This is a genomic window from Yersinia sp. 2466 StPb PI (genome assembly GCF_041538325.1).
Lineage (GTDB): Bacteria > Pseudomonadota > Gammaproteobacteria > Enterobacterales > Enterobacteriaceae > Yersinia > Yersinia enterocolitica_E.
The window spans coordinates 1,949,858-1,971,923 of sequence record NZ_JAULSL010000001.1; the positions used below are offsets into that span (position 1 = coordinate 1,949,858).

Below are 22,066 nucleotides of genomic sequence, written 5' to 3' on the forward strand. Positions count from 1 at the left end.
AGAGACATGTGCAGGAATAGACAGAAGTATGTATTAGTAGGCGGCAGGGAAAAGATGAAAGCTAAAGGGCATCTAATTAAATAGAAGCCCTTTAGCTTAAGTATCATTATTTCGGTTTCGATAAATTATTGTAAACGTTATTTAGTATAAAACGCTTTCCTTTAGTTATCACTGTTCCGATATTGCGTTAGTGGACTGATATTATGGAAATAGATTAAGATGAGATTATTAAATCTACTGGTGTTTATTCTGCTGATGACGGTGTTTCCTGGTACTGTTTATGCGGAATTTATCATAAAAAACCTGCAAACAAGTTTGTCAGAAATGAGTATGGATGTGGTATTCCAGCCTGGAGGTCTTGCGTATGTTAATTATTGTCGGCCACAAAATGTTAGCCATACTACATTAGAACGTTGTTTACTAACATATAAAGTCAGAGCAGTTACCTCCGGAGGTCAAGGGGTTGACTTATACACTGGCGCGTTTGATTTACGGGGGGATGGTACATATGACCAACAATTGTTAGCTGCTTCAACAATGGACGAAGCACTAGTGATCGCACAATCTCACGGGGTAATACTTTCTTATCACATAGTGATACCACGCTCAGCACTGGTTTCGATATCCGGTACATCGGGGAATTTTGCAATGATAACTGGGGCTGAGGGAAAACCCTGCAATGCGGCGGGTACCTCATGTTATACATTTTCATCTGTTCTACTAGGTACATATAGCTTTAACCTTAAAACAGCTAATATTGATGTTGTATGTGAGGCGAGTAGTTTGTCACAACGTTCAGCGACCCTAAGTGGGCCACATATATATGTGCATGATAGTAATGGGACGCGGTTATCACAAGCCATTAATCCTATTGATGTATCTATGAACTGTGTTAATTGGAGTCCAACGGCTAATACCAAAATGGTCGACTTTGTCGTCACACCGAGCGAAGGGATCGCCACCGGCAGTAATACTCAGGTAGCTTGCGGAGTTTATAAAAATACACTTGCCGGGACAGCTTCAGGTTATACACATACTCAGACAATCTCCTTGTCTGGTTTTGGTGATACTATTTCAACGTTCTCAACACCGGCACTTTATTTTGGTATTTATGTTAAACAGCCATCTAGCTCCGCAGAAACCTCGTTACCGCAATTAAATTGTGAGTTTTCAGGCGAGTTTAGCGTACGGTAATCGGCGATTTTTATGAGTGTTCTTTCTGTGAGAATTGTAGGAGATATTAATGGTTTCCTGCTCTTTTAATTCGACCTAAGTAAAGTAAGGTTAGATATTCAAATACAGTGAGAATGTTCCATTTTTATCGATTTGAAATGGAGAGTGTTATTGTGCATTAATACTATGGTGCTTCTGAATAATAATGAATTTTCTTAGGTGTCTATTTGATGGATTACGCCCTATAAAGGTTGAGGGTACTTTATTAAGGAGATATCATGCTTGACATGACAGTGCTTGTTGTTGATGAACATCCTATAATTAGAAGTGTTATAAAACGTATTGTAGAGTGTAAAGGAGGTGAGGTTTTAGAAAGTAATTGTCGAACAGAATCGGTTAGGCTAGCCCATACGCATAAACCAGATTTGATTATTCTCGATATTCTTACAAATGAATATTCAGGTCTTGGCCTGATTGAACAAATATTAAGAGTTTCACCTGATTCAAAAATAATAATTTTTACTGCGATGGTATTTAATGATTATGCTATAAAATGTATGGACTGTGGTGTTTATGGTTATGTCTCTAAAACCGATAGCATTGATAATTTGGAAAGTGCCATTAAAGCGGTTATGTCGGGTTATTGTTATTTTCCAAAGCTCATTATTAGTTTTAAAAATGATGATAATGATGAACAAAGAAATGAATATCTTATAATAAAAAGTCTAACGCCTAATGAAATTGCTGTTATGCAAGGAATTAGCCAGGGTTTGACGATTAATGATATAGCCAATAACATCAATGTTAGTCGAAAGACAATTAGTGCATATAAAAGAAAATTGCATGAAAAGTTCAATGCGAAGTCTATTATTCAGTTGTCGATTATTGCTAAGCGTCATGGGCTCCGACAATGACAGGCTCTACTTCACTCAGTAAGAATCATCCTCATCATCCCCCCTAAAATCCCTCCTACAGTTAACGGTGAATCTGTATCCTGACTTTCACCTATTGCCCATGTTGTTTAATGATTTTTTGGATTGTGAATTTAGAACCAGGTAATAAAATCTACCTCATAAGCATAACTATTTCTTGTTACATCATAAAGTTATGCAGCTGTAATGGATAGAGCTATACGAGCTGCCCTCCAAATGTTGGGAAAACTGACACTTGGAGGGGGGGTATTATTTACTAATCAAGTTATCCCTATCATTTGACTGATTACGTTCTGTTTTTTTATTAAATATGGAAATTATTCTATTAGCAGCCATATACAATATAGTGAATATAACCACGGTACCTATTATTCTTAAAATAAGAACTGTCAGTCGGTAAGTGTCATTGAATGACTTACTCGCCATATTGATATATCCATTGGTTTGATTGTTTAAAGAGTACTTTTCAGCATTCTCATGAAAATATTGTGCAAACGTTCCTGATCTTTGTTTTGTTACATGAAATGGCACTGCTTTTGAGCCAATGGGTAAACGAATCTTATCTCCATTGCTGGTACTGAGCAATGTATCATCAATAAGAACAATAACGTTGTTTCCATCGGGTAACTTTGCAATATAGAATCTGGCGTAGTCTAGCTCATTAATAAGTGTTTTTATTTTACTTTGTGTCCAATAAGGAATGAATTTGGTCTTTTTTTTCCGCCCAGACCCTGAAGTAATAAATCCACCACGTTGAATATCAACAATACCATATAATTCGGTTGGTTTGAGAGACTCGGTTTCTATAGTGAAGTAACTACCCACTTTGATATCCGCTAACGTTTTAATGGTTGGAATAGTATCTCCGGCTTTTTTCCCCTCATACTGTTCACCTGATTTTGCATTTCTAATGTTGCCTTCAGACACTTCACTTTCAAAAAGATAAAAAAACCGTTGGTAAGGCGTGATGGCAGAAATGTAAACGGCAATAAAGAAAAGGACGATAAATCCTGTATATTTTAAAACTTTCATTTTTCAAAACACTCCATTTGTATTAACACTATCCAAAAAAATATAAATAAAATTTGATGTGTGAGAGTTAATATAAAGAATTAAATCGTTTCAATACACGACAACATAAAGTATCAACACTAGTGAGTTATGGCTCATTGACAAGGACTCTTTGCGTGAAAGGTATTTATTCATTTTTAATACAACATAGTATGCCGACGATCAGCATAGGTACCCAGCAAAGGGTAATTAACAAGAATATTCTTATGTAATATAAATTCCGTGGGCTAGCGAGTTCAAAAGCCCAAATAAATCGATTCAAAAAATAAAACAAGAAAATAAAGATGTAAAGCATACCAAAAAACCAGCCAGATAAATTAATGTCATGCATTCTTCTAATGCCAACAGCAAGCAGTGGTAATGGCATTACAATGTTAATAAATATATTTATGGTCAATAAATGGTCTACTGAGTCGATTGTTTTTGTTACTGATAATGTGGCAATCATTATGATTAATACACTTTTAAGTAAAGAATTGGTTAAAAAAATATCCAGAACTCTTGCCTCGATGAAACGCCTTTAAAATCAAAGGTACGTTTCCATCCATTTAAGTAGCATTGCCAAAAAGCCATAGTGTTATCCTTTTTTGGAAGCATAAAAGTTATAGTTTACGCTGCCAAAAAAATACGATTAATTATGAATTTATTTTTATCTTAATTAAAGTTCTAACAAGAAATAATGATTTTTCACTCCAAACTAATTTATTAAAAGTGAATGTGACCAAATTATTGTTTTTTTTTGATGATTATAGTCAGACCAACTAGATAGAAAATAAAACTAAGATATTTGTTAAGTTTTACTTGATTACGTTTAACGATGATACGCATATTTATCAGATATTTCTTGTTTTGTTTCTCAATGTAAAATGAGTTGTTTTATTTCATACACTTTTAAACTCGGACAGTGGAAAAATCCGTGTTCTCTGGACGATTGTTTATATTCCCTATATGGCGCTATTCACTAGCATCTTATGCTAGTGTTTTCCTTTAAAATGGAATAAGTGCAAATTAAGCTGCTACAGATCTTGTACTAGATGCTGGGGTATTTTTAAAACATTACCATTATTTTCAATTTCACTTCACATAAAAAAATAAACTTATTGACAATAAGTTTAACGGGTTCTAATTTCGAAATACCATTTAAGAACTTGGTTCCATATAATGGAACAGGTGTGAGATGACGACATTAGAAAATGCCACTGCGGTATTGAAGTTATTTTCTCATCGATGCATAACGCACGGTCAGCCGGGTATTTCATTCAGCGATGTGGTTGAACAACTGAGTTTACCGAAAAGCACAGTTTCGCGCCTATTACAAACGATGGAAAACCAAGGCTTGTTGGAGCGAGATCCTCAGACTCGCTTGTATAAAATTGGTCATTTACTGCTTTCCGTTGCTAGCCACTATTTGTCAACGCCATTGGTGGACAATGCGGCAGTCGCTATGGCGCATTTAGGCCAACTGACTTTTTGTACCGGTTATATATCGGTACTGGAGGGGCGAGATATCAGGGTTATGCGAACCTTTCCTGGCCGTCATTTCTTACATGTGGTCACGCCGGTTGGCGGATGTTCACCCGCCGCGGAAACCTCGGTAGGCCGAGCCATATTGGCACGAGAAAGTGATGATGATGTTCGGCAACGCTTTATAGCTGACTATCAAGGTGCCCTGCCGGACTCTGGACAAATGCTCGATACATTGCTGCCAAAACTGGCGCAAATCAGGGGGCAGGGGTGGTCTTTGGCGCGTAACGAAACCCTGCCTGGGATCAGCTCACTCGCGACTGCGGTAACCAATAAACACCGTAGTGAAACGGTGGGGTTATGCTTATCTTTCCCCTCTCAGTCCGATGATCAGCCTTATCCACCTCAGGTTTTGGCTGCATTGATAACGGTTTCCCGGCAATTAGCGAAAAAACTCGGTGATGAATATTGGCAACAGATCAAATAACTCACCACGAATAGAGTTTTGTTTTTGATTAATAAATCAGTATGCCAACACCAGGGCATCTTACCGATTATTTAATTGCACTGTGAATAAGCACGGTGCAATTAAATAAGCTAAGTCAGGCTATAAATAATAAATTTCATTGTTGGTTCCAAATATTGGAACTGCGACGGCATCCTATGCCTGAAATATTATTTTAGCCAAATACCAAAGATAGACAGGGGCTTATGAAACCAGAAAAAGCGATAAATCCGTTGAAAGATATCAGCACGCTGCTGGTTATGGTGCTGTTATCCGTTATGGGGGCAATTATCGGCGTACAACTGATAACGACCTTGGGTGTAACGCCTAATACCTCGATTATCGGTGCGCTTATTGCCATGCTGCTTGCGCGCATTCCATTACAGATGTTTCAGCGCTATCGTTCGATACATACCCAGAATCTGGCGCAAACCGTTATTTCTTCAGCCACCTTCGGTGCTGCTAATAGTTTGTTGATGCCGATTGCTGTGCCCTATGTCATGGGTCAACCGCAATTGATCCTGCCGATGCTATGTGGTGTTGCGGCAGCGATGTTGCTGGATGCTTATCTATTGTATCGATTATTTGATACCAAAGTCTTTCCGGCCGCTAATGCCTGGCCTCCCGGTGTGGCTGCTGCGGAAGCAATCAAAGCTGGTGACCGAGGTGGTAAGCAAGCATGGCTGCTCGTGGTGGGTGTTCTGGTGGGTATCGCCGGTTCAATGCTAAAAGTTCCGATGGCGGCCTTTGGTACCGCTTTTATTGGCAATATTTGGGCTCTAAGCATGTTTGGTGTCGGTTTGTTGCTGAGAGCTTACGGCCAGCCAATGACCGGAGTCGATATCAATGCACATTTTATTCCACACGGGGTGATGGTTGGGGCCGGTTTGGTGGCCTTGATTCAAGTTGTACAGGTGATTCGCAATAAGAATGGTGAGAGCAAATCCACTCATGCGCAACCTGACAGCGAGGTGCGTAAAGCACTGGGACTGGGGGCGGTAGGGTATATCATTATTGCTGCACTGCTGGCTTTGGCCGGTGGTCTATACAGCGAAATGTCATTGGTCATGCTGTTACTGTTTGTGATTTATGCCGCTTTTGCTGCCTTTGTACATGAATTGATCGTGGGTATCGCAGCGATGCACTCTGGTTGGTTCCCTGCCTTTGCCGTCGCGCTGATTACCCTGATTATAGGTATTTTAATTGGTTTCCCCCCGCTAGCATTATGCATTCTGACAGGCTTCACTGCGGCAACCGGGCCGGCATTTGCCGATATGGGATTTGATCTGAAAGCCGGTTTTATCCTGCGAGGTTATGGTAAAGACTTGCAGCAAGAGTTGTGGGGGCGCCGCATCCAGTTGATCGCTGCACTTATCGCTTTTGTGATTGCCATTCCGGTAGTTTATTTCTCTTACACCAGTTATTTCCTACAGGGCTTGGTTCCACCAGTGGCGCGGGTATATGCCAAGACTATCGAGGCCGGTGCACAACCGGGCATTGCATTGAACCTGCTTATTTGGGCTATTCCCGGCGCTATCGTGCAATTCATTGGTGGGCCAAAGCGCCAACTTGGGGTGCTGCTGGCCACTGGATTGCTGATTAACAACGCGATGGCAGGGTGGGCGGTAGTGGTGGGTATCGCACTGCGTATCCTAATTATTAAACGCTGGGGTGATAAAGGCCGCACGCCGATGGAAATTATGGCGGCAGGCTTTATTGCCGGCGATGCACTGTATAACTTCTTTAACTCCATTTTTTCCAGTAAAGGGAAATAACCAGTAGCGGCTGATGCAGGATGCATTGATTCATCCGGCAACATGATTGAGGTATAAAAATGAGTTTGAAACAAACAATACAAGCCTATGAATTAATTGATAGTGCATATGTTAATGGACAAGAGATTGTCGCGTTGTTTGCCCAATACCCGGCGGTAAAAGCCACGACCCATCGCGTCGATGGCGAGAAGGGGGCAACTGATTTTGTGCGCATTGAAATTGTGGGCAGTGAAGGCAAGACCCTGAGCGGCAAGGCTCCTACCTTGGGTATTATTGGCCGCCTCGGTGGGGTTGGTGCGCGGCCAACACGTATCGGGCTGGTTTCCGACGGTGATGGTGCCATCGCGGTAATTGCCAGCGCACTGAAACTGGCACAGATGCAACATAACGGAGATGTATTACCGGGAGATGTGATAGTCACCACCCACATTTGTCCAAATGCACCAACTCGCTCGCACGATCCCGTTGATTTTATGGATTCGCCGATTGATGACGTGACGATGAATAATAATGAGGTGATCACGCAAGCCGATGCCATTTTGTCGATCGACACGACCAAAGGCAACCGTATACTCAATCACAAAGGCTACGCACTTTCACCGACAGTGAAGGAAGGCTACATTTTGCGGGTGGCGGAAGATCTTTTACGCATCATGGAGATGACCAGTGGTCGTCCGGCAGTAACATTCCCTATCACGACGCAAGACATCACACCGTATGGTAATGGTGTGCATCATATCAACAGTATTCTCCAGCCCTCTACCGCCACAACTGCGCCGGTGGTCGGCGTCGCAATTTGCACCGAGTCGGTTGTTCCGGGATGTGGTACCGGGGCCAGCCATGAAGTGGATATTGCATTGGTGGTAAAATTCGCCGTTGAAGTGGCCAAAGAATATGGACGAGGTACCTGTAATTTTTATGATACGACTGAATACGCACATTTGCTGGCGTTGTATGGCAGCCTAAATCATCTGCAAAAGAGGGGATAGCCGAATTGCCATTCGACATTAATCGACACGCGGCGACATTGTGCTGCTGCGTGTATTAATTGCCAGTTGCCCACCAAGGATAGTCACTTCAATCTGCGTAAACCACGACACAAAGAGTGCAATTTGTCGATCAGCAATAATCACTCGTAACGATGGTCAGGGTGACGCTATTCTTAACGTTGCCGATGCTAAAACCGGCCTATGATATCAAATTGTTGATCAAGGTGGACGACCAGGGAATTATTTGGAATCTTCCGCGAATTTTATGATTATTAATGCTATTGCCAAATCACTGTGGAAAGATTATTTGAAGAATGCATCTCATTGGGATGCTGTATTAAACAGAGCCTACACAAATGGTGTAGAGCAATTTATAACAGTGACGCAGGATGGTCTTAGGTATTTGAACGCAAAACCAATGCCTAAAGTGGCTTCATTATAATAATCAGCCTTTTATTTATAGTTTTATGAAGTTCATTTTATAGAGTGTTAGACGACGCGGGCATGCCGAATAAACCGGAGTGGCAGGGTATCAACCCACCGGACAGTAACTCTGGAAGATAGCCGCGCACGTCTGGATCAGTTCGGGGAATTGCCGGTAAAGGCTATTCCCCGCAACCGCGGTTAATCTATGAGGGAGATGTATGATGAACGGCAATAACATCAGTAATGTCGATCTCGCCCCTATTAACTTGTGCGACCTTGCGTTCTGTCGCTGAGTTTGATTCTGCCGAGTTGTGTTGAATGGGGTACCAGTTATTCAGCTTATCAACGTAGGCGATGACATTTGTGTGTATTCTGTTGTGACTGAATGACATCTCAGGATGACTTATATCGTTGCCCTGTGTTGCTATCAGGTGTACTACCAAATACATGCATAGGGCTTGCGATACGTTACTGCGATAGTTGTTGTAGCCTTGAGCGTTGGAAAAGGACTGCTGAGCAGGCCCAGACATGTTGTAGTAGTACTCGTCGTTCTCATAATAGATGAAATACGGGGCTAAGCCTGGGCGGCTTATCATGACCTCCATGACCTTCCCACCAAACCAATTGCGTGGTCGGTCTTGCAAGCTGTCTGCCGTCATAACGACTTTCCCTGATTGCGTTATGAGGAGGACCGATGCCCCCATCTGCTCAAGATTAACTGCGATTTGTCTCTGAGTTTGCTCGACCTGAGACTCCCGCTTCCTGGCAGATAAGTCCATTTCGTTGGCATGACTCTCGCGTGATTCAGCTAATAATCCTGCATCCTCGATAAAGAACGTATCTATACCGCGAAGCGGCTGAGAATGCTCTCCGTAGGGTGATTTTGCAATGATATGTCCCACGATAGAGCAACGGGCCATGGCAGCGAGCTTTTCACTTACACCTGACGATCTCATCGCAGCATGTAACTGATTTAGGCCATCAACGATTTGATCCGCGGCTGAATCGGGTTTTAACCGGTTCAAACCCCCTTCGTAGAAGTCCTTGTTTATGCCAGTTCGCTTGACGAATGAATGAACGAAATCAAAATTGCTCATTGTGGCTGTATCCAATTCATAAGCGATAACGTCCACCGTAGCGCCGTATTTTCGGCAAATCACATCATAAAAGCGGGCGGCACAAACCATTATCGAATATATCAGGCTATCCCCAGAATTCGCGTCTTTGGCAAATTTAGCGAGATTATTTGCTCCAAATCCACCTCGATCCGCTGCCTCCAACTGCCAGAGAATAGCTTTGGCTCGAGGATGACCGGCTTCCGCTGCTTTATACCAACAGTCTGCCGCCAGATCGAAATCATAGGGTGTCACACTGCCTGACCCCCAAAGAAGAGAAAGATTGAATAATGCCGAAACGTGACCTCCCCGAGCAGCATTGCCTAAGTGTCTACTTGCAGCGTTGCAATCGCCTGCCCGTAAGGCCTCAACACCACAAACGTATTCGGCTTCCACGTCTTCTGATGTGCTGGTGAAAAACGGATCCTGAAACTCAGCCATATTCATATTCCTTCGCGTCGACTAATATTCATCTCGCACTTTTGTACGGATGTCTCCGTTGCACACAACGTTGTAATTTCCAGGATATCTAACAATTAACATATCAAAATGTCGGCCTGGTACGATAATAGCCGCACAGGATCAATCCAAATATAGGCTGGTGGATAACGGCAAACGAAGCAAAATAACGTATTCCAAACCGCCATTAGCAGTGGTGTAATCTGCTTTTTTTACGGCTAAAAAGCCAGTTTAGTACACTACACTTCTTGTTATTTGTTGAGCAAGGTGAGTTGCAGAAAATTCTGATTACAGGAAGGTTTAGTGTTTATGGTTGCAGCATCATCGCCACCATTCTCTATTTTTAACCCTCTTTTTTCGGCCAACACTAACATATTGATTTTATACAGGATTTGTCGAGAGTATTAAAAAAGCCTTTTTTACCCTCGCAGTCTATTTTTCTTTTACCATCAGCAAGTTATGTGTATTTTATAACTGTTCACTGCCGTATCGGCAGGCTTAGAGAAGAGGCTTCGGCCAGTAACACACAAAAACGATCAAAAAAACAAAAGCAAAAAGCCCGCTTAGTTTCCTAAGCGAGCTTTTCTAATTTGGCTCCTCTGACTGGACTCGAACCAGTGACATACGGATTAACAGTCCGCCGTTCTACCGACTGAACTACAGAGGAATCGTGTGAACGGGGCGCATGATATCTAGCATGCCCGATACTGTCAACGCTAAATTAGTACATTGCGATTGACTGCTCAGCATCTGAGCAAAGAGGGTGGATATAGCGGCTAAATAAGGCCAGTCCGCGATTTATTATTAACTATCGACTCTTTACTGCTTCAACGAAGGTATAGGTAATTAACTTAGTGGCTGCATATTATAGGTATTTTGATTATCCGCTAACCCATTTTCCCAACGTTTTAATCTGGCGAGTGGGTCCTGACGATAGAATGCGCAGAAATGCTGATAAACAACAGGAAAACGACTTTCTAATAGTTCAGGCGCACTGAAGAAGTACTCTGATAATACCGCAAAACATTCCGCCGGATCACTGGCGGCATACGCATCCATACTGGCAGCCTCGACACCTACCATATCTATCTCATCTTGAATACTGTCCATCGCCTGATGCAGGTCATATTCCCATGCAGCTACATCACGCATAGCAATAGGAGGCACCCCGTTAGAATTGCCACCATTACGCATATCCAGCTTGTGTGCGGCCTCATGAATAACCAGATTAAAGCCTGATAAATCAAAGGAATCTTGAATATCTTGCCAGTTCAAGACAATCGGCCCTTGTTCCCAACTTTGACCCGATTGTACCGTTTGACCAGAGTGCACCAAGCCGAGATCATCTTGCCAGTCGTCGTCAACCACAAAAGGTGAAGGATAAATAAGGACTTCATGAAAGCCATCTAACCATTTGGCGCCGAGTTCCATCACTGGCAGTGCGAATAGCAGACAAAGGCGGGCTTGCATCAGCGGTGTTAGTTCTAACCCCTGCAATGGCACCAGCCGCTTTTGTTGCAGCAAATTACTGGCAACAGAAACCAGCCGCTGCTGCTCCTGCTCATTCAGCGGAGCCAACAGTGGGATGTTCAGTGCTTCCTGCCACTGCGCAAGCATCTCCGCTTGCGGTTGATTTGCTTTCCACAGCCACTTAATCATCAGGTTGCCCACAAAGTGATAATTCGAATATCTAAAGCAGGGAGGTGTTGCCATAAACATGCCGTAAAAAGGTGCATGATCGCAACCGTTTCATGGAGAGATACCGGAGCGGCTGAAGAGGTTGCCCCGAAAACGACTGAGAAGATAACCTTTCTAAGGGGAAAACCCCGCTTGCTCCGCCATTATTCAAGCACTTATAGAAAAAAAATTCAGCGATCCTTATCACACTAAGTTGGCGTGGCAAGATGATAAATAATAGATCAGGGTTGTTGATTGTTTGCTGCTATTTAGGCCTATATTTAATTATGACATCAGAGAGTTCTGACTGATGAATCCCAAATGCAGGAGAAGGCTATTCGCGGCTTAACCGGTTTCATTGTAATACTGACGGCACTACTGCTGCCGGGCAGTGTTGCCTATGCAGCGATGGCGGGTGATGCCAGCCCGATGTTCATGCCAATATCGAGTCTCCTTACCTCTGACCCGATTCGGGTCGCTCAACACCATTTTGAGCAGATTGAATCCTATCAGGTCATAATTCATTCTCTGTCAGCACAAGGCGAGGCTACGGTGATTCGTTATAGCTATCGTAAGCCGGGATATGTGCGTATGGATTTTACTGAACCCCACAATGGCGCCGCGCTGGTCTATAGCCCTGACAGTGGCAAAGTTCGATTATGGCCCTTCGGTGTAAACACGCTACCTGTGCTGAGCCTTTTGCCCACCAATACCTTAATACGCGATAAAAATGGCCACCGGGTGGATCAATCAGACATTGGAAGGTTGTTAGACAACATCCAGCGCCTGCAACAAGGTGGCAAGACCGCAATTCTTGGTGAGGAGGTTTTCGCGCAACAACTGGTATTGCACCTCTCAATAACTGGCCCGGCCGGTTTCACTGTGGATAAGGTGCATCGCTGTGACATCTGGCTAGATAATCGATCCCATTTGCCTGTCAAAGTGATCAGTTATGGGGTGGATGAAAGGCAACTGGAAACGGTCATTATGGAGGCAATGATTATCAATTTGCATTTTCCTGAGCGTTTTTTCACCCCTTGATGCGGAGTTCGCTGGTATGGCTGAGTATCGGTTTTCCACCATTTGGCAGGTCAAGGCACCGCTTCAGGCAGTATGGGATATTTTATGCCACCCGGATATGTGGCCGTATTGGTGGAAAAGCCTGGAGCAAATCATTGAGATAGAAAAAGGCGATCTACAGGGTATCGGCGCATTACATCGTTATACCTGGAAAGGTGTACTTCCTTATCGGATAACCTTTGATATTCATGTAGTAACCATTATGCCTTTACATTTGTTAGAGGGGCAGGCGAGTGGTGAAGTTGAAGGGATTGGGCAGTGGTCATTATTTTACAATGGCAGCGACACCATTGTTCGTTACGATTGGCATATTCGAACCAATACGCGCTGGATGAACTGTCTGGCACCAATAGCTGCCCCATTATTTCGCTGGAATCATGATAGCGTTATGCGAGAAGGTGCCAAAGGGTTAGCGCGTAAATTAGGCACACAGGTGGAGATGAGGTGATGCTATCGCTCCATAAGATGGCATTACGTACTGGCTTACAATGATTGGCAGAGTCAAAAAAGATAACAGTAAGTGATAATTATTTCTGTTTATAAGATAATAAAAGTGGCTATTTTTGTTTCTTTTTGTCATGAGATTTGTTGATATTAATTTAATTTTTCGATAAATAGATATTTTTCACTTAAATATTATAAATAATTTGTAAAGATCATTTTTGGCTAAATTTATGTTTGGCATTTTTTGATGTGTTATATCTAAGAATGGTATTTTTTTAAGATGTCCTCATCTATCAGCGTAAGAAAAGTCCCACAAGCCTGTTTTATATTGTTTTTTTATTTATGAGTCATTCACGTGTTTAATATCGAATATAACTTATTTTTATATGTTATCTATCGATTGTAGGTAATTTCCCACACGGAATGAGATATGTCCTGCCGTGAATTTCCACTCTTCTTTTGTTTGTATTCTGTGATTCTTATTATTTGGTAATGCATTTATAACATCACGTTTTGGACTGGATTGACAATATTTAAAATGCTGAAATAATAGCCGTACGAAATCGGATGTCACTGATTCAGGATATTAATCCTAATTAATAGTATTGGTCTAAAACCTTATTTTAAAGCACAGGGAAATAAACATGAAAATTAAAACTAGCAATGCATTAATCGCTGCTATTGCAAGCGTATTTATTGCACAATCAGCATTTGCTGCTGATGGAACTATTACCATTAACGGTCAAATTACAGATACGACTTGTGGTGTCTCTGTCAACAACGGCACTAAAGATGGGACCGTTAACTTACCGACTATTTCTGCAAGCGCACTGAGTTCAGTCAACTCCGTTGCGGGTACCACTCCTTTCAATATCTCGTTGTCTGGTTGTACTGGGGCGACACTGAATAACGCTTATGCTTACTTCGAACCAGGTGCTTTTGTTGAGACCAGCACTGGCCGGTTGAACAACAATAGCGGTACAGCAACTGGTGTTCAGGTTCGTTTGTTAGACAAAAGCAGCACAGCAATCATGGTAGGCGGCGCTAGCCAGGGCGGCGTGGTGGAAGATATTTCCACTGGTGATGCAACATTGGGCTACTACGCACAATATTATGCGAATAGTGGCACTGTTGGTGCTGGTACCGTTGTAACACAAGTCGACTATACTATTGTTTACGATTAATCAAAGCGTGTGATATAGCGTAGCTGGTGGCAAGTTATTGTTATAGCTAATGTTATCTGTTGCCAAATGGGAGCTTAATGCTCCCTGTTTCATTCGCTCTATAATTGGAAACTCTTATGCGCAAAACATACTTTATAGCCTTTGCTTTTGTCACATTACTGGTTGCAGCAACGGTTACCCGTGCTGAAGTAATGATCACGGGTACGCGTGTTATTTATGACGAGAAGCAGCGTGAAGGTGTGGTTAAGGTTTCCAATACCGGTAATATGCCGGTTCTTCTTCAAGCCTGGATTGATAACGGTGATGCGAATGCGCGTCCTGATACCATCAAGGTGCCTTTTAGTGTTACGCCACCAGTAGTGCGTCTGGATCCTAAACGGGATCAGACTATTCGCCTGTTCCGTACTGGCAGCGGCTTAGCAACCGATCGTGAAACGCTTTTTTGGTTTAATTTGCTAGAAATTCCGCCTAAACCCACTAAAGGTGCCACGGGGGAAGATAATAAATTGCAATTGGCTTTTCGTACCCGAATAAAAATGTTCTATCGCCCAGCAGAATTAACGATGCCGATAGAACAGGCTATTACGAATCTGACCTTTTCTAAAAAGGGCAATCAACTGGTTATAAAAAATGCATCACCGTATTATATAACCTTTAGAAAATTGGAGTTACGGGCATCAAAAGAGAGCCCGGCGGTGGCGAACTTGAGCAAAATAAATAATAAGATGATTGCACCTTTTGCTGAGCTTAGCTTACCGGTTAGCGCTAACGGACCAATAAATAATACTACACAAGTTTTTTATTCTGTTATCAATGATCAGGGTGGCGAGACGCAGGGTGTTCAAAAGTTGGCGCAATAAAAACATAAATATAATTAATTAGTCTTTCTCTGCATCCACCGGGTGCATATTTATTAAATGGCCTCGATATAATGTTTAATTATTACATGTATTATCAAAAAAACGAGCGCCCGAAATATTTGTCGGCATTCTCCCTTGTTATTTTTAGCTTGGGCGGCATGCTATTTAATTTACCCGCCTGTGCTGAAGACCCTGAACATGTTGAGTTCAGTGATTCTTTCCTCCGTTTTTCTGTTGATGCCAGCCGCTATAGTGAGGGCAATCCCGTTGCTCCAGGTGAGCGTAGTATTGATATCTATTTGAATGAGCAATGGATCGGGCGTCAGGCGATACGCTTTGAGTTGCCGTCGCCAGAATCTAAAGTGGCTCTTCCGTGTTTTGACTTAAAGTTGTTTGATGAACTCGGAATTGATACCACTAAGCTCACGCCTGATGTACTGAAACAACTGGAAACTGCCAGTGTTTGCTCGTCATTGAGTACTCTGCTGGACGGTGGGAATGCCATTTTTGATGAGAATACCCAGCGGTTGGATATTCAGATCCCACAGGCTTCCTTAATCCGTCAGGCGCGTGGCTATGTTAATCCCAAATATTGGGATGACGGTGTGACGGCGGCAACGCTGAAATATGATTACACCGGTTATCGCAGTAATCAGAGTGATGCCAGCAGCCAGACTTATCAATATCTCGGGCTGCTAGGCGGATTCAACTGGCAAAGTTGGCGTTTATACTATCGTAGCGCATTAAATCGAAGTGACAGTCAGGGATTTGATTATCAAAATCTGGCCACCTACGCGGAGCGTGCGGTGCCATCGTTATATAGCAAAATGACGATTGGTGACTCCAATACTGATGGTCAGGTATTCGACAGTCTCAGCTATCGTGGCATTGAATTAAGCTCGGATGATCGTATGTTCGCTGACTCTCAGCGTGGTTATGCACCCGTAGTGCGCGGCATCGCCCGTACTAACGCCCGTGTCGTGGTGCGTCAACAAGGCCAATCTATTTATGAAACCACGGTGCCACCGGGGCCTTTTACCATCGACGATCTCTACCCTACAGGTCAGGGCGGCAATCTGATTGTCACTATTACTGAAGCTGATGGTAGCGAGCAGTCGTTTACCGTGCCATTTGCATCAATTGCCGAGCTATTGCGGCCGGGAACCACGCGCTATTCTTTAATGGCCGGTGAGTATCGTGATAATTCAATGGCGGAAAAACCGGCTCTCTTGATGGGAACCTTGCGCCATGGCTTATCCAATTTAATCACCGGTAACGGTGGAGTGGTTGCAGCCGAAGGGTATCTATCGGCCTCTGCCGGGCTGGCGTTTAATACTCCCGTAGGCGCGGTGGCATTTAGTTTGACACAAGCACAAACCAGGTTACCCGGTGAGAGTGATCAGAACGGTCAGAGTATGGGCATTACCTATGCGAACTCATTACCGGAAACGAATACCAGCCTGACCATCGCCAGTTACCACTATTCCAGTGACGGTTTTTATACGCCGTCAGAAGCGATGCGCATGCGTGACTATTTGCAACATGGCGAAGTTAATAACACTATTTTCAATTCAAGCCTGCCAGATGGTAATACTCGCTACGATGACAGTTTTAAGTATCGTCGCCGCAATCAGGCGCAAATCAGTATTACTCAAGGTTTGCCAGAGGGTTATGGTTCGTTTTATGCCAATGCGAATGCGCAGGATTATTGGGGCGGGCAGCGTCGCGATATGAATTTCCAACTCGGTTATAATAATAGTTATAAGTCACTGAGTTATAACCTAGCTCTTAATCGGCTGCGCAATATGTCCAGTGGGGATTGGGATAATCAACTGAGCGTCTCTTTCTCCATTCCGTTGGGCAGCAAACGGGGTTCACCGCGGTTGAGCACCAGTTACACCAACACTCGTGACAGCAGTTCAGTTCAAACCGGGGTTTCAGGTTCTGCTGGCGACGATAATCAATTTAACTATGGTGTTTCAGCGGCGAATAACCGTACTGACGTGAACGGTAACTACAACACTGTAGGCGTGACGGGCAGTTGGCTGGCGCCTAAAACGACTATTGGTGGCAGTTATTCGAAAAGTAATGATTACGAGCAGGCCAGTGTCAATATGTCTGGTGGCATTGTCGCCTACGGTGGTGGTGTGGTTTTTGCCTCCTATCTGGGCGATACGGTAGGGATTGTTGAGGCCCCGGATGCTGCCGGAACCCGTGTGGCCAACTATTCGGGGATGCGTCTCGATAGCAGTGGCCGGGCGGTGGTGCCTTACTTAAGCCCTTACCGACAAAATGATGTAGAACTGGATCCAAAAGGCTTATCGTCGGATGTGGAATTTAAAACTACCAGTCAACGGGTTGCCCCTACTGCCGGTGCGGTGGCACTGGTGAAGTTTGAGACCTCCAGTGGCTATTCGATGTTATTGACCGGACATCGGGCGGATAACACACCACTGCCGTTTGGTGCCGAGGTGAAAGATGCCACTGGTGCCAGTGTGGGCTATATCGCTCAGGGCGGGCAAGCCATGGTGCGGGTGAACCAGCAAGATGGACATCTGCGCGTGATATGGGGTGAGGGCGTTGGTGATAGTTGCGGCTTTGATTATAAATTACCCAGCAGCACATTGGTTAAGGGTGAATTCCGGCAGTTAGAGGTGATATGCAAATGAGTTCTTATCGGAATATAGCGCAATATTACATGGACAGGTTCTGTGGTGCAGCCAGTGATTCGATAGCGCGCGGCTGCCGTCAACTAAAACAACTTTTACTGTGGTTACTGGTGATGAGTAGTTTAGCGATCAGCCATAATGCTAATGCATTGGGCTCTGCCATGGATTGTGACTATAGCGGTACTTACTATATTTATGGCCCGACAACCACACTGCGAGTTCCGCCCAACACCGCGGTTGGTTCGCCGATTGGTTCATGGATAAGCTTCCCCGCAGGGGGCTGGGTGTGCAAGATATTATCCACCTCAATGAATGACAGTATTAAGGCTGGGGCAGGGCTGTTCTCGCCGTACAGCATCGACCGGACAATCAACATTGATGGCAATAGTCACAGTGTATTTTCTTATACCGGTAAAGCTGGCTTAGGCTATGCACTGCGTTTTCGCGTGACCGGCGCAGGTTTCAGCAGCGACTGGAAGCCGATGAATGGCTTTAGCGCGGCAAATATAGTTTATTCCTCACCGCTGTTAGGCCCTATTCCTTACAACAATGGGGCTAATTTTAACTTGAACGTAGAACTACAAATCAAGTTTGTTAAGATTGCCACGACATTAACCAGTGGATGGGCTGCCGCTTTTGACCCTGCTTATGCCTATAACTATCGCACCTATAACAATGGCGCCAGTAGTTATCTTGAATCAACCCGCTACCGATTATTTGATTTTGCGCCAAATTCCCTGAATATCCAGTTAATGACACAGACCTGCACCACACCGGATGTGATTGTCAATTTACCGGATGTCGCCAGCAATAAATTTACTGGGATTGGCAATATTGAAGGGTTAAGATCATTTAATCTCAATTTTAATAACTGCCCTGGTGGATTGGCGGGTATTAATTATACGTTTGGCGCGGCAACTAATGTGCTGAATGCGGCAAATGGTGTGGTAGCGTTGAATAGCGGATCTACTGCCAGAGGCGTGGGGGTATTATTGCGTAGCCAGACAAATACACCTATCGTGTTGAATACCGAATACACCTTGAGCGGCTATAATTCAGCGAGCACGCAGAGCTACACCGTGCCGATGAACGCCGGGCTTTATCAAACTGAAAGCACCGTGCAAAGTGGTTCCGTCAACGGCGCATTTACTTTTACGTTGATCTATAAATGAAAACGCTATCGTACTGGCTCATGCTGTATATCCGCAGGTTCACGCATCGGTATCACGTGTTTGCGGCGGTGACCCTTGCCTCCTTCTTGCTCAGTACCACAGCGCTGGCGGGTATTGCTATTGGTCTGACCCGAGTGGTGGTTACTGGAGATGATAAATCAGGCAGCGTGCAGATCCTCAATAAGGGCAATCGCCCAGCTTTACTGCAACTGTGGGTTGATAACAATATTGCTGAAATGGATAAATCAATTGAGCAGATAAAGGTACCGTTTGTTGTTGATACTCCAGTGTTCCGCCTTGATCCCCAAACCAATAAATCTGTTCGCATTTACTATACCGGTACTGCCGGTCAACTGCCGTCTGATCGCGAATCGATGTTTTGGCTGAATGTATTAGAAGTGCCTCCGAAAAGCGCCTCGTCGCAGACCACCAACAATGAAGTACAAATTGCCTTCCGCTCACGCATCAAACTGTTTTATCGCCCGGCGGGTATTCCAGCCAGTTCAGAGGGGGTGCTTAACCAACTCTCTTTCAGATGGGTTCCAGAGGGCAGTGGCGGGGTTTTTCGTGTCACCAATCCGACGCCATTTAATGTGACATTCCAGACTGTGGAGATTGCGCAAAGTAAAAGTGCCGCGAGAACCCCGGTTAAGTTGGGGAATGACGATATGGTCGCGCCGAAAAGTAGCATCGATGGTGGGCTAGTCGGTAATCAAATTCCGGCTAAGAATATGACGGTATTCTTCTCAATTATTGATGATTTTGGCTCGACAGTGGAAGGTCAACAGCCACTACAATAACCCGCGTTGTTACTCCTTACTGCTGCGGCGAGACTAACGATAGCCCGCAAACAGGCAAACAACGTGGTCATAAGAAAAATCCTACAAATCAAACGGATACAATTCATTCCTGCTTTGCTTTTCCTATTGGTCTCTCCGGCCACAAGTGATACCTTTCTATTATCACGATGATAAACAGGCGTTTCGCACAGAATTTCAGCAGCGATTTATCATTTTGCAACAACTTGCCACAAGGAAAATGCCGTGACTCAAGGAAACCGTATCGCGCAGGAACTGGCGTTTAGCACCAGTGATAATGTTCCGTTATTCTACCGTTATTCTACCGTTGTTGGGTTGGCCTGTTCGGTACAAGATGCTGATGAGTTTGTCCGTTTCGCCGCCGTTAACTGACCTGTTCTTAGCGCGTTAAATCCTGAAAAAGCAGGCGGTGTCGCCTGCTTTTTTTGGCGTAAAATTTAGATAGTGGGTTCCTGATTACCTAACTGTGTGACCACCAGTTCTACCTGTTGTTGCTGCAACAGTGCGGCCAGTTGTGACGGGGGGGAAACATTGGTAAACAGCGCTGTAGCTTTGGCAACATTACCAATTTCGACGGCGGCGGAGGCGTGGAACTTGGTATGATCGGCTGCCAATAAGATGTGGCGGGAGTGTGCCATCATCGCTTTCACCACTGTCGCCTCATTAACATCAAACTCCAGCAGGCTGCCGTCGCTATCAATTGCCCCCATGCTGGTAATCAGATAGTCGGCGCGGAAACCTTCAACGAAAGAGACCGCACTGGGGCCAATAATGCCACCATTGTTTGGTCGTAGCGTACCGCCTGGCACCATCACTTCAAAATCGGTATTTTTATATAAAATGTGTGCCACCCTCAGGCTATTAGTAATAATCCGCAGGTGGCTGTGATTTATCAATGCGCGGGCGATATGTTCAACAGTGGTACCAATAGTGATAAACACCGTTGAACGATCGGGAATGTAATCAGCAATCGCCTCAGCAATGGCCATTTTCTCTTTAGTATATGAAAGCTCTCGCTGTTCAAACGCGGTATTCACGACGCTAGACGCTCGCCCGGCCCCACCGTGATGACGGGTAATCAGCCCTTGTTCGCTAAGCTTACGGATATCGCGACGCACGGTTTGAGTCGAAACATCCAGCAATTGTGCCAATTCATCAATATTCATATAGCCACGACTGGCGATCAGTTGAATCAGTTGATCGTGGCGCGGGTTACCGGTTAGTTCGGTCAGACTCATGCTTTGCTCTCTCTCATTCATCATACTATTGTTTATTTTATACAAAATGCGTCAGGAAAGAGTCAGTTTGATCACAATCAGGTATTCCGGCCCGCCCACCGGGGCGGGTACATTTTAATGCCGCCACGGCATTAGCATAGCGCACTGCCGCAGTAATTGTGTGTTGTCGGCCCAGCGTTACCGCTAATGCACCATGAAAAACATCCCCCGCACCGGTAGTATCGACCACGGCTACCTCAAATCCCGCTTGATGTTGCTGTTCGCCGTTCTCCAGCCAATAACAACCTTTTTTACCTCGGGTGACATACACCTGTCCGTTTGTGTCACTGGCGGCTAATAAGAGCGCAGCGTCAGTGTCATTTTTGCCCGTCATTCGCTGTAAACCCGGCTCGGAGAAGACCGCGTGGTCCGCAAGAGCGACCAACGGGCGGATATCTTGCGGCGTGACATCGGCATCAAGTAGGGTGGTGATACCGGTTTGGCGGGCCAGTGTAAATGCAGTTAGCGCCCCCTGATGCCAACGGACATCCGCCAACACGACATCATAGTGGCTGAAATCTATCCCCGTCAGCCATTGGGCATCTTCTGGCAGGTCAGGACTGGGATGGTTAATGATGATGCGCTCCCCATGACGGTCGACTAAGATCGCCGACTGCGATGAACGGGCATTGGCGTAGCGGCGGCTAAGGGCGGTATTTACCCCATAGTGTTCCAGCTCATCGAGCAGAGTATTGCCCGTGGCATCATCACCTACCCGGCCAATAAAATCGACTTGCGCGCCCAGTCGAGCCGCCGCTACCGCTGCTGTTGCCGCCGGGCCTCCACCAATCTCACGATAATCATCCGCCACATATTTACCGCCGCTATCGGGCAGTTTTGTCAGGTAATAGAGGCGGTCCTGCACCGCAATTCCTACACATGCAATCCGGGTCATGGTTTCAGTTCCTTGGTTAGCCAAAAAAGGGCTGTTGATCACGATGTGACCATTTTAATTCGTTCAAATGTTAAAAGAGTG

The 22,066-nt window shown here is 44.6% G+C and carries 19 protein-coding genes and 1 tRNA gene; 14 read left to right on the top strand and 6 right to left on the bottom strand.

Features of this window, described 5'->3' with window-relative positions; all coding sequences use genetic code 11:
* The first annotated feature begins 219 nt into the window (after window positions 1–219).
* Together Q2T72_RS08815 and Q2T72_RS08820 are read left to right on the top strand one after the other, a co-directional pair.
* Entirely contained in the window at window positions 220–1,194 is a 975-nt protein-coding gene (locus Q2T72_RS08815; RefSeq protein WP_372568991.1) for a heme utilization protein, read from the top strand.
* Between the two features lie 257 nt (window positions 1,195–1,451).
* Window positions 1,452–2,087, top strand: coding sequence for a response regulator (locus Q2T72_RS08820; protein ID WP_372568992.1), 636 nt, complete (start codon window positions 1,452–1,454; stop codon window positions 2,085–2,087).
* A gap of 267 nt (window positions 2,088–2,354) precedes the next feature.
* Here Q2T72_RS08820 and Q2T72_RS08825 read toward each other — a convergent pair whose 3' ends face one another.
* Window positions 2,355–3,137, bottom strand: coding sequence for a hypothetical protein (locus Q2T72_RS08825; RefSeq protein WP_372568993.1), 783 nt, complete (start codon window positions 3,135–3,137; stop codon window positions 2,355–2,357).
* Between the two features lie 1,216 nt (window positions 3,138–4,353).
* On the opposite strand from Q2T72_RS08825, the gene Q2T72_RS08830 reads away from it, so the two are divergent.
* The 3 genes from Q2T72_RS08830 (at window position 4,354) to Q2T72_RS08840 (ending at window position 7,909) form a co-directional block, all read left to right on the top strand.
* Window positions 4,354–5,127: an IclR family transcriptional regulator gene (locus Q2T72_RS08830; protein WP_372568995.1), complete on the top strand. Its 774-nt coding sequence runs from the start codon at window positions 4,354–4,356 to the stop codon at window positions 5,125–5,127.
* A 224-nt stretch (window positions 5,128–5,351) separates the two neighbouring features.
* Window positions 5,352–6,920, top strand: a complete 1,569-nt coding sequence (locus tag Q2T72_RS08835) for an OPT/YSL family transporter (protein ID WP_372568996.1) — start codon at window positions 5,352–5,354, stop codon at window positions 6,918–6,920.
* Between the two features lie 59 nt (window positions 6,921–6,979).
* On the top strand, window positions 6,980–7,909 hold the full coding sequence (locus tag Q2T72_RS08840; RefSeq protein WP_372568997.1) for a DUF1177 domain-containing protein: 930 nt from the start codon (window positions 6,980–6,982) through the stop codon (window positions 7,907–7,909).
* Between the two features lie 629 nt (window positions 7,910–8,538).
* Here Q2T72_RS08840 and Q2T72_RS08845 read toward each other — a convergent pair.
* Window positions 8,539–9,891, bottom strand: coding sequence for a hypothetical protein (locus Q2T72_RS08845; RefSeq protein WP_372568998.1), 1,353 nt, complete (start codon window positions 9,889–9,891; stop codon window positions 8,539–8,541).
* A gap of 221 nt (window positions 9,892–10,112) precedes the next feature.
* On the opposite strand from Q2T72_RS08845, the gene Q2T72_RS08850 reads away from it, so the two are divergent.
* The gene (locus Q2T72_RS08850; RefSeq protein ID WP_127891223.1) at window positions 10,113–10,256 is read left to right on the top strand and encodes a type I-F CRISPR-associated endoribonuclease Cas6/Csy4; all 144 of its coding nucleotides are present in this window, start codon (window positions 10,113–10,115) and stop codon (window positions 10,254–10,256) included.
* Between the two features lie 244 nt (window positions 10,257–10,500).
* On the opposite strand, the gene Q2T72_RS08855 is transcribed toward Q2T72_RS08850, so the two are convergent.
* Window positions 10,501–10,576 (bottom strand) — tRNA-Asn (locus Q2T72_RS08855).
* Window positions 10,577–10,755: 179 nt separating this feature from the next.
* Window positions 10,756–11,568 (bottom strand): DgsA anti-repressor MtfA, encoded by an 813-nt coding sequence (mtfA, locus tag Q2T72_RS08860; protein WP_372568999.1) that lies wholly within the window; start codon window positions 11,566–11,568, stop codon window positions 10,756–10,758.
* A gap of 339 nt (window positions 11,569–11,907) precedes the next feature.
* On the opposite strand from mtfA, the gene Q2T72_RS08865 reads away from it, so the two are divergent.
* From Q2T72_RS08865 to Q2T72_RS08900, 8 genes are all read left to right on the top strand, one after another.
* Window positions 11,908–12,627 carry a DUF1571 domain-containing protein gene (locus Q2T72_RS08865; RefSeq protein ID WP_127891202.1) on the top strand — a complete coding sequence of 240 codons (720 nt, stop codon included), beginning with the start codon at window positions 11,908–11,910 and terminating at the stop codon, window positions 12,625–12,627.
* A 16-nt stretch (window positions 12,628–12,643) separates the two neighbouring features.
* Window positions 12,644–13,114 carry an SRPBCC family protein gene (locus Q2T72_RS08870; RefSeq protein ID WP_083159202.1) on the top strand — a complete coding sequence of 157 codons (471 nt, stop codon included), beginning with the start codon at window positions 12,644–12,646 and terminating at the stop codon, window positions 13,112–13,114.
* A gap of 640 nt (window positions 13,115–13,754) precedes the next feature.
* Window positions 13,755–14,294, top strand: a complete 540-nt coding sequence (locus tag Q2T72_RS08875; protein ID WP_083159201.1) for a fimbrial protein — start codon at window positions 13,755–13,757, stop codon at window positions 14,292–14,294.
* 116 nt (window positions 14,295–14,410) lie between these two features.
* The gene (locus Q2T72_RS08880) at window positions 14,411–15,154 is read left to right on the top strand and encodes a molecular chaperone (RefSeq protein WP_083159200.1); all 744 of its coding nucleotides are present in this window, start codon (window positions 14,411–14,413) and stop codon (window positions 15,152–15,154) included.
* A gap of 86 nt (window positions 15,155–15,240) precedes the next feature.
* Complete coding sequence (locus Q2T72_RS08885; RefSeq protein WP_372569000.1) at window positions 15,241–17,823, top strand: fimbria/pilus outer membrane usher protein; 2,583 nt, start codon at window positions 15,241–15,243, stop codon at window positions 17,821–17,823.
* Window positions 17,820–18,995, top strand: coding sequence for a fimbrial protein (locus Q2T72_RS08890; protein ID WP_227746541.1), 1,176 nt, complete (start codon window positions 17,820–17,822; stop codon window positions 18,993–18,995). Before Q2T72_RS08885 ends, Q2T72_RS08890 begins: the two co-directional genes overlap by 4 nt.
* Window positions 18,992–19,795 carry a molecular chaperone gene (locus Q2T72_RS08895; RefSeq protein WP_372569001.1) on the top strand — a complete coding sequence of 268 codons (804 nt, stop codon included), beginning with the start codon at window positions 18,992–18,994 and terminating at the stop codon, window positions 19,793–19,795. The genes Q2T72_RS08890 and Q2T72_RS08895 overlap by 4 nt, the downstream gene beginning before the upstream one ends.
* Before the next feature lie 243 nt (window positions 19,796–20,038).
* Window positions 20,039–20,185, top strand: a complete 147-nt coding sequence (locus Q2T72_RS08900; RefSeq protein WP_372569002.1) for a hypothetical protein — start codon at window positions 20,039–20,041, stop codon at window positions 20,183–20,185.
* Between the two features lie 65 nt (window positions 20,186–20,250).
* On the opposite strand, the gene Q2T72_RS08905 is transcribed toward Q2T72_RS08900, so the two are convergent.
* Window positions 20,251–21,051 (bottom strand): DeoR/GlpR family DNA-binding transcription regulator, encoded by an 801-nt coding sequence (locus tag Q2T72_RS08905; RefSeq protein WP_083159197.1) that lies wholly within the window; start codon window positions 21,049–21,051, stop codon window positions 20,251–20,253.
* 37 nt (window positions 21,052–21,088) lie between these two features.
* A complete protein-coding gene (locus Q2T72_RS08910; RefSeq protein ID WP_372569003.1) occupies window positions 21,089–21,985 on the bottom strand; it encodes a sugar kinase in 897 nt (298 codons plus the stop codon).
* Window positions 21,986–22,066: the final 81 nt, after the last annotated feature.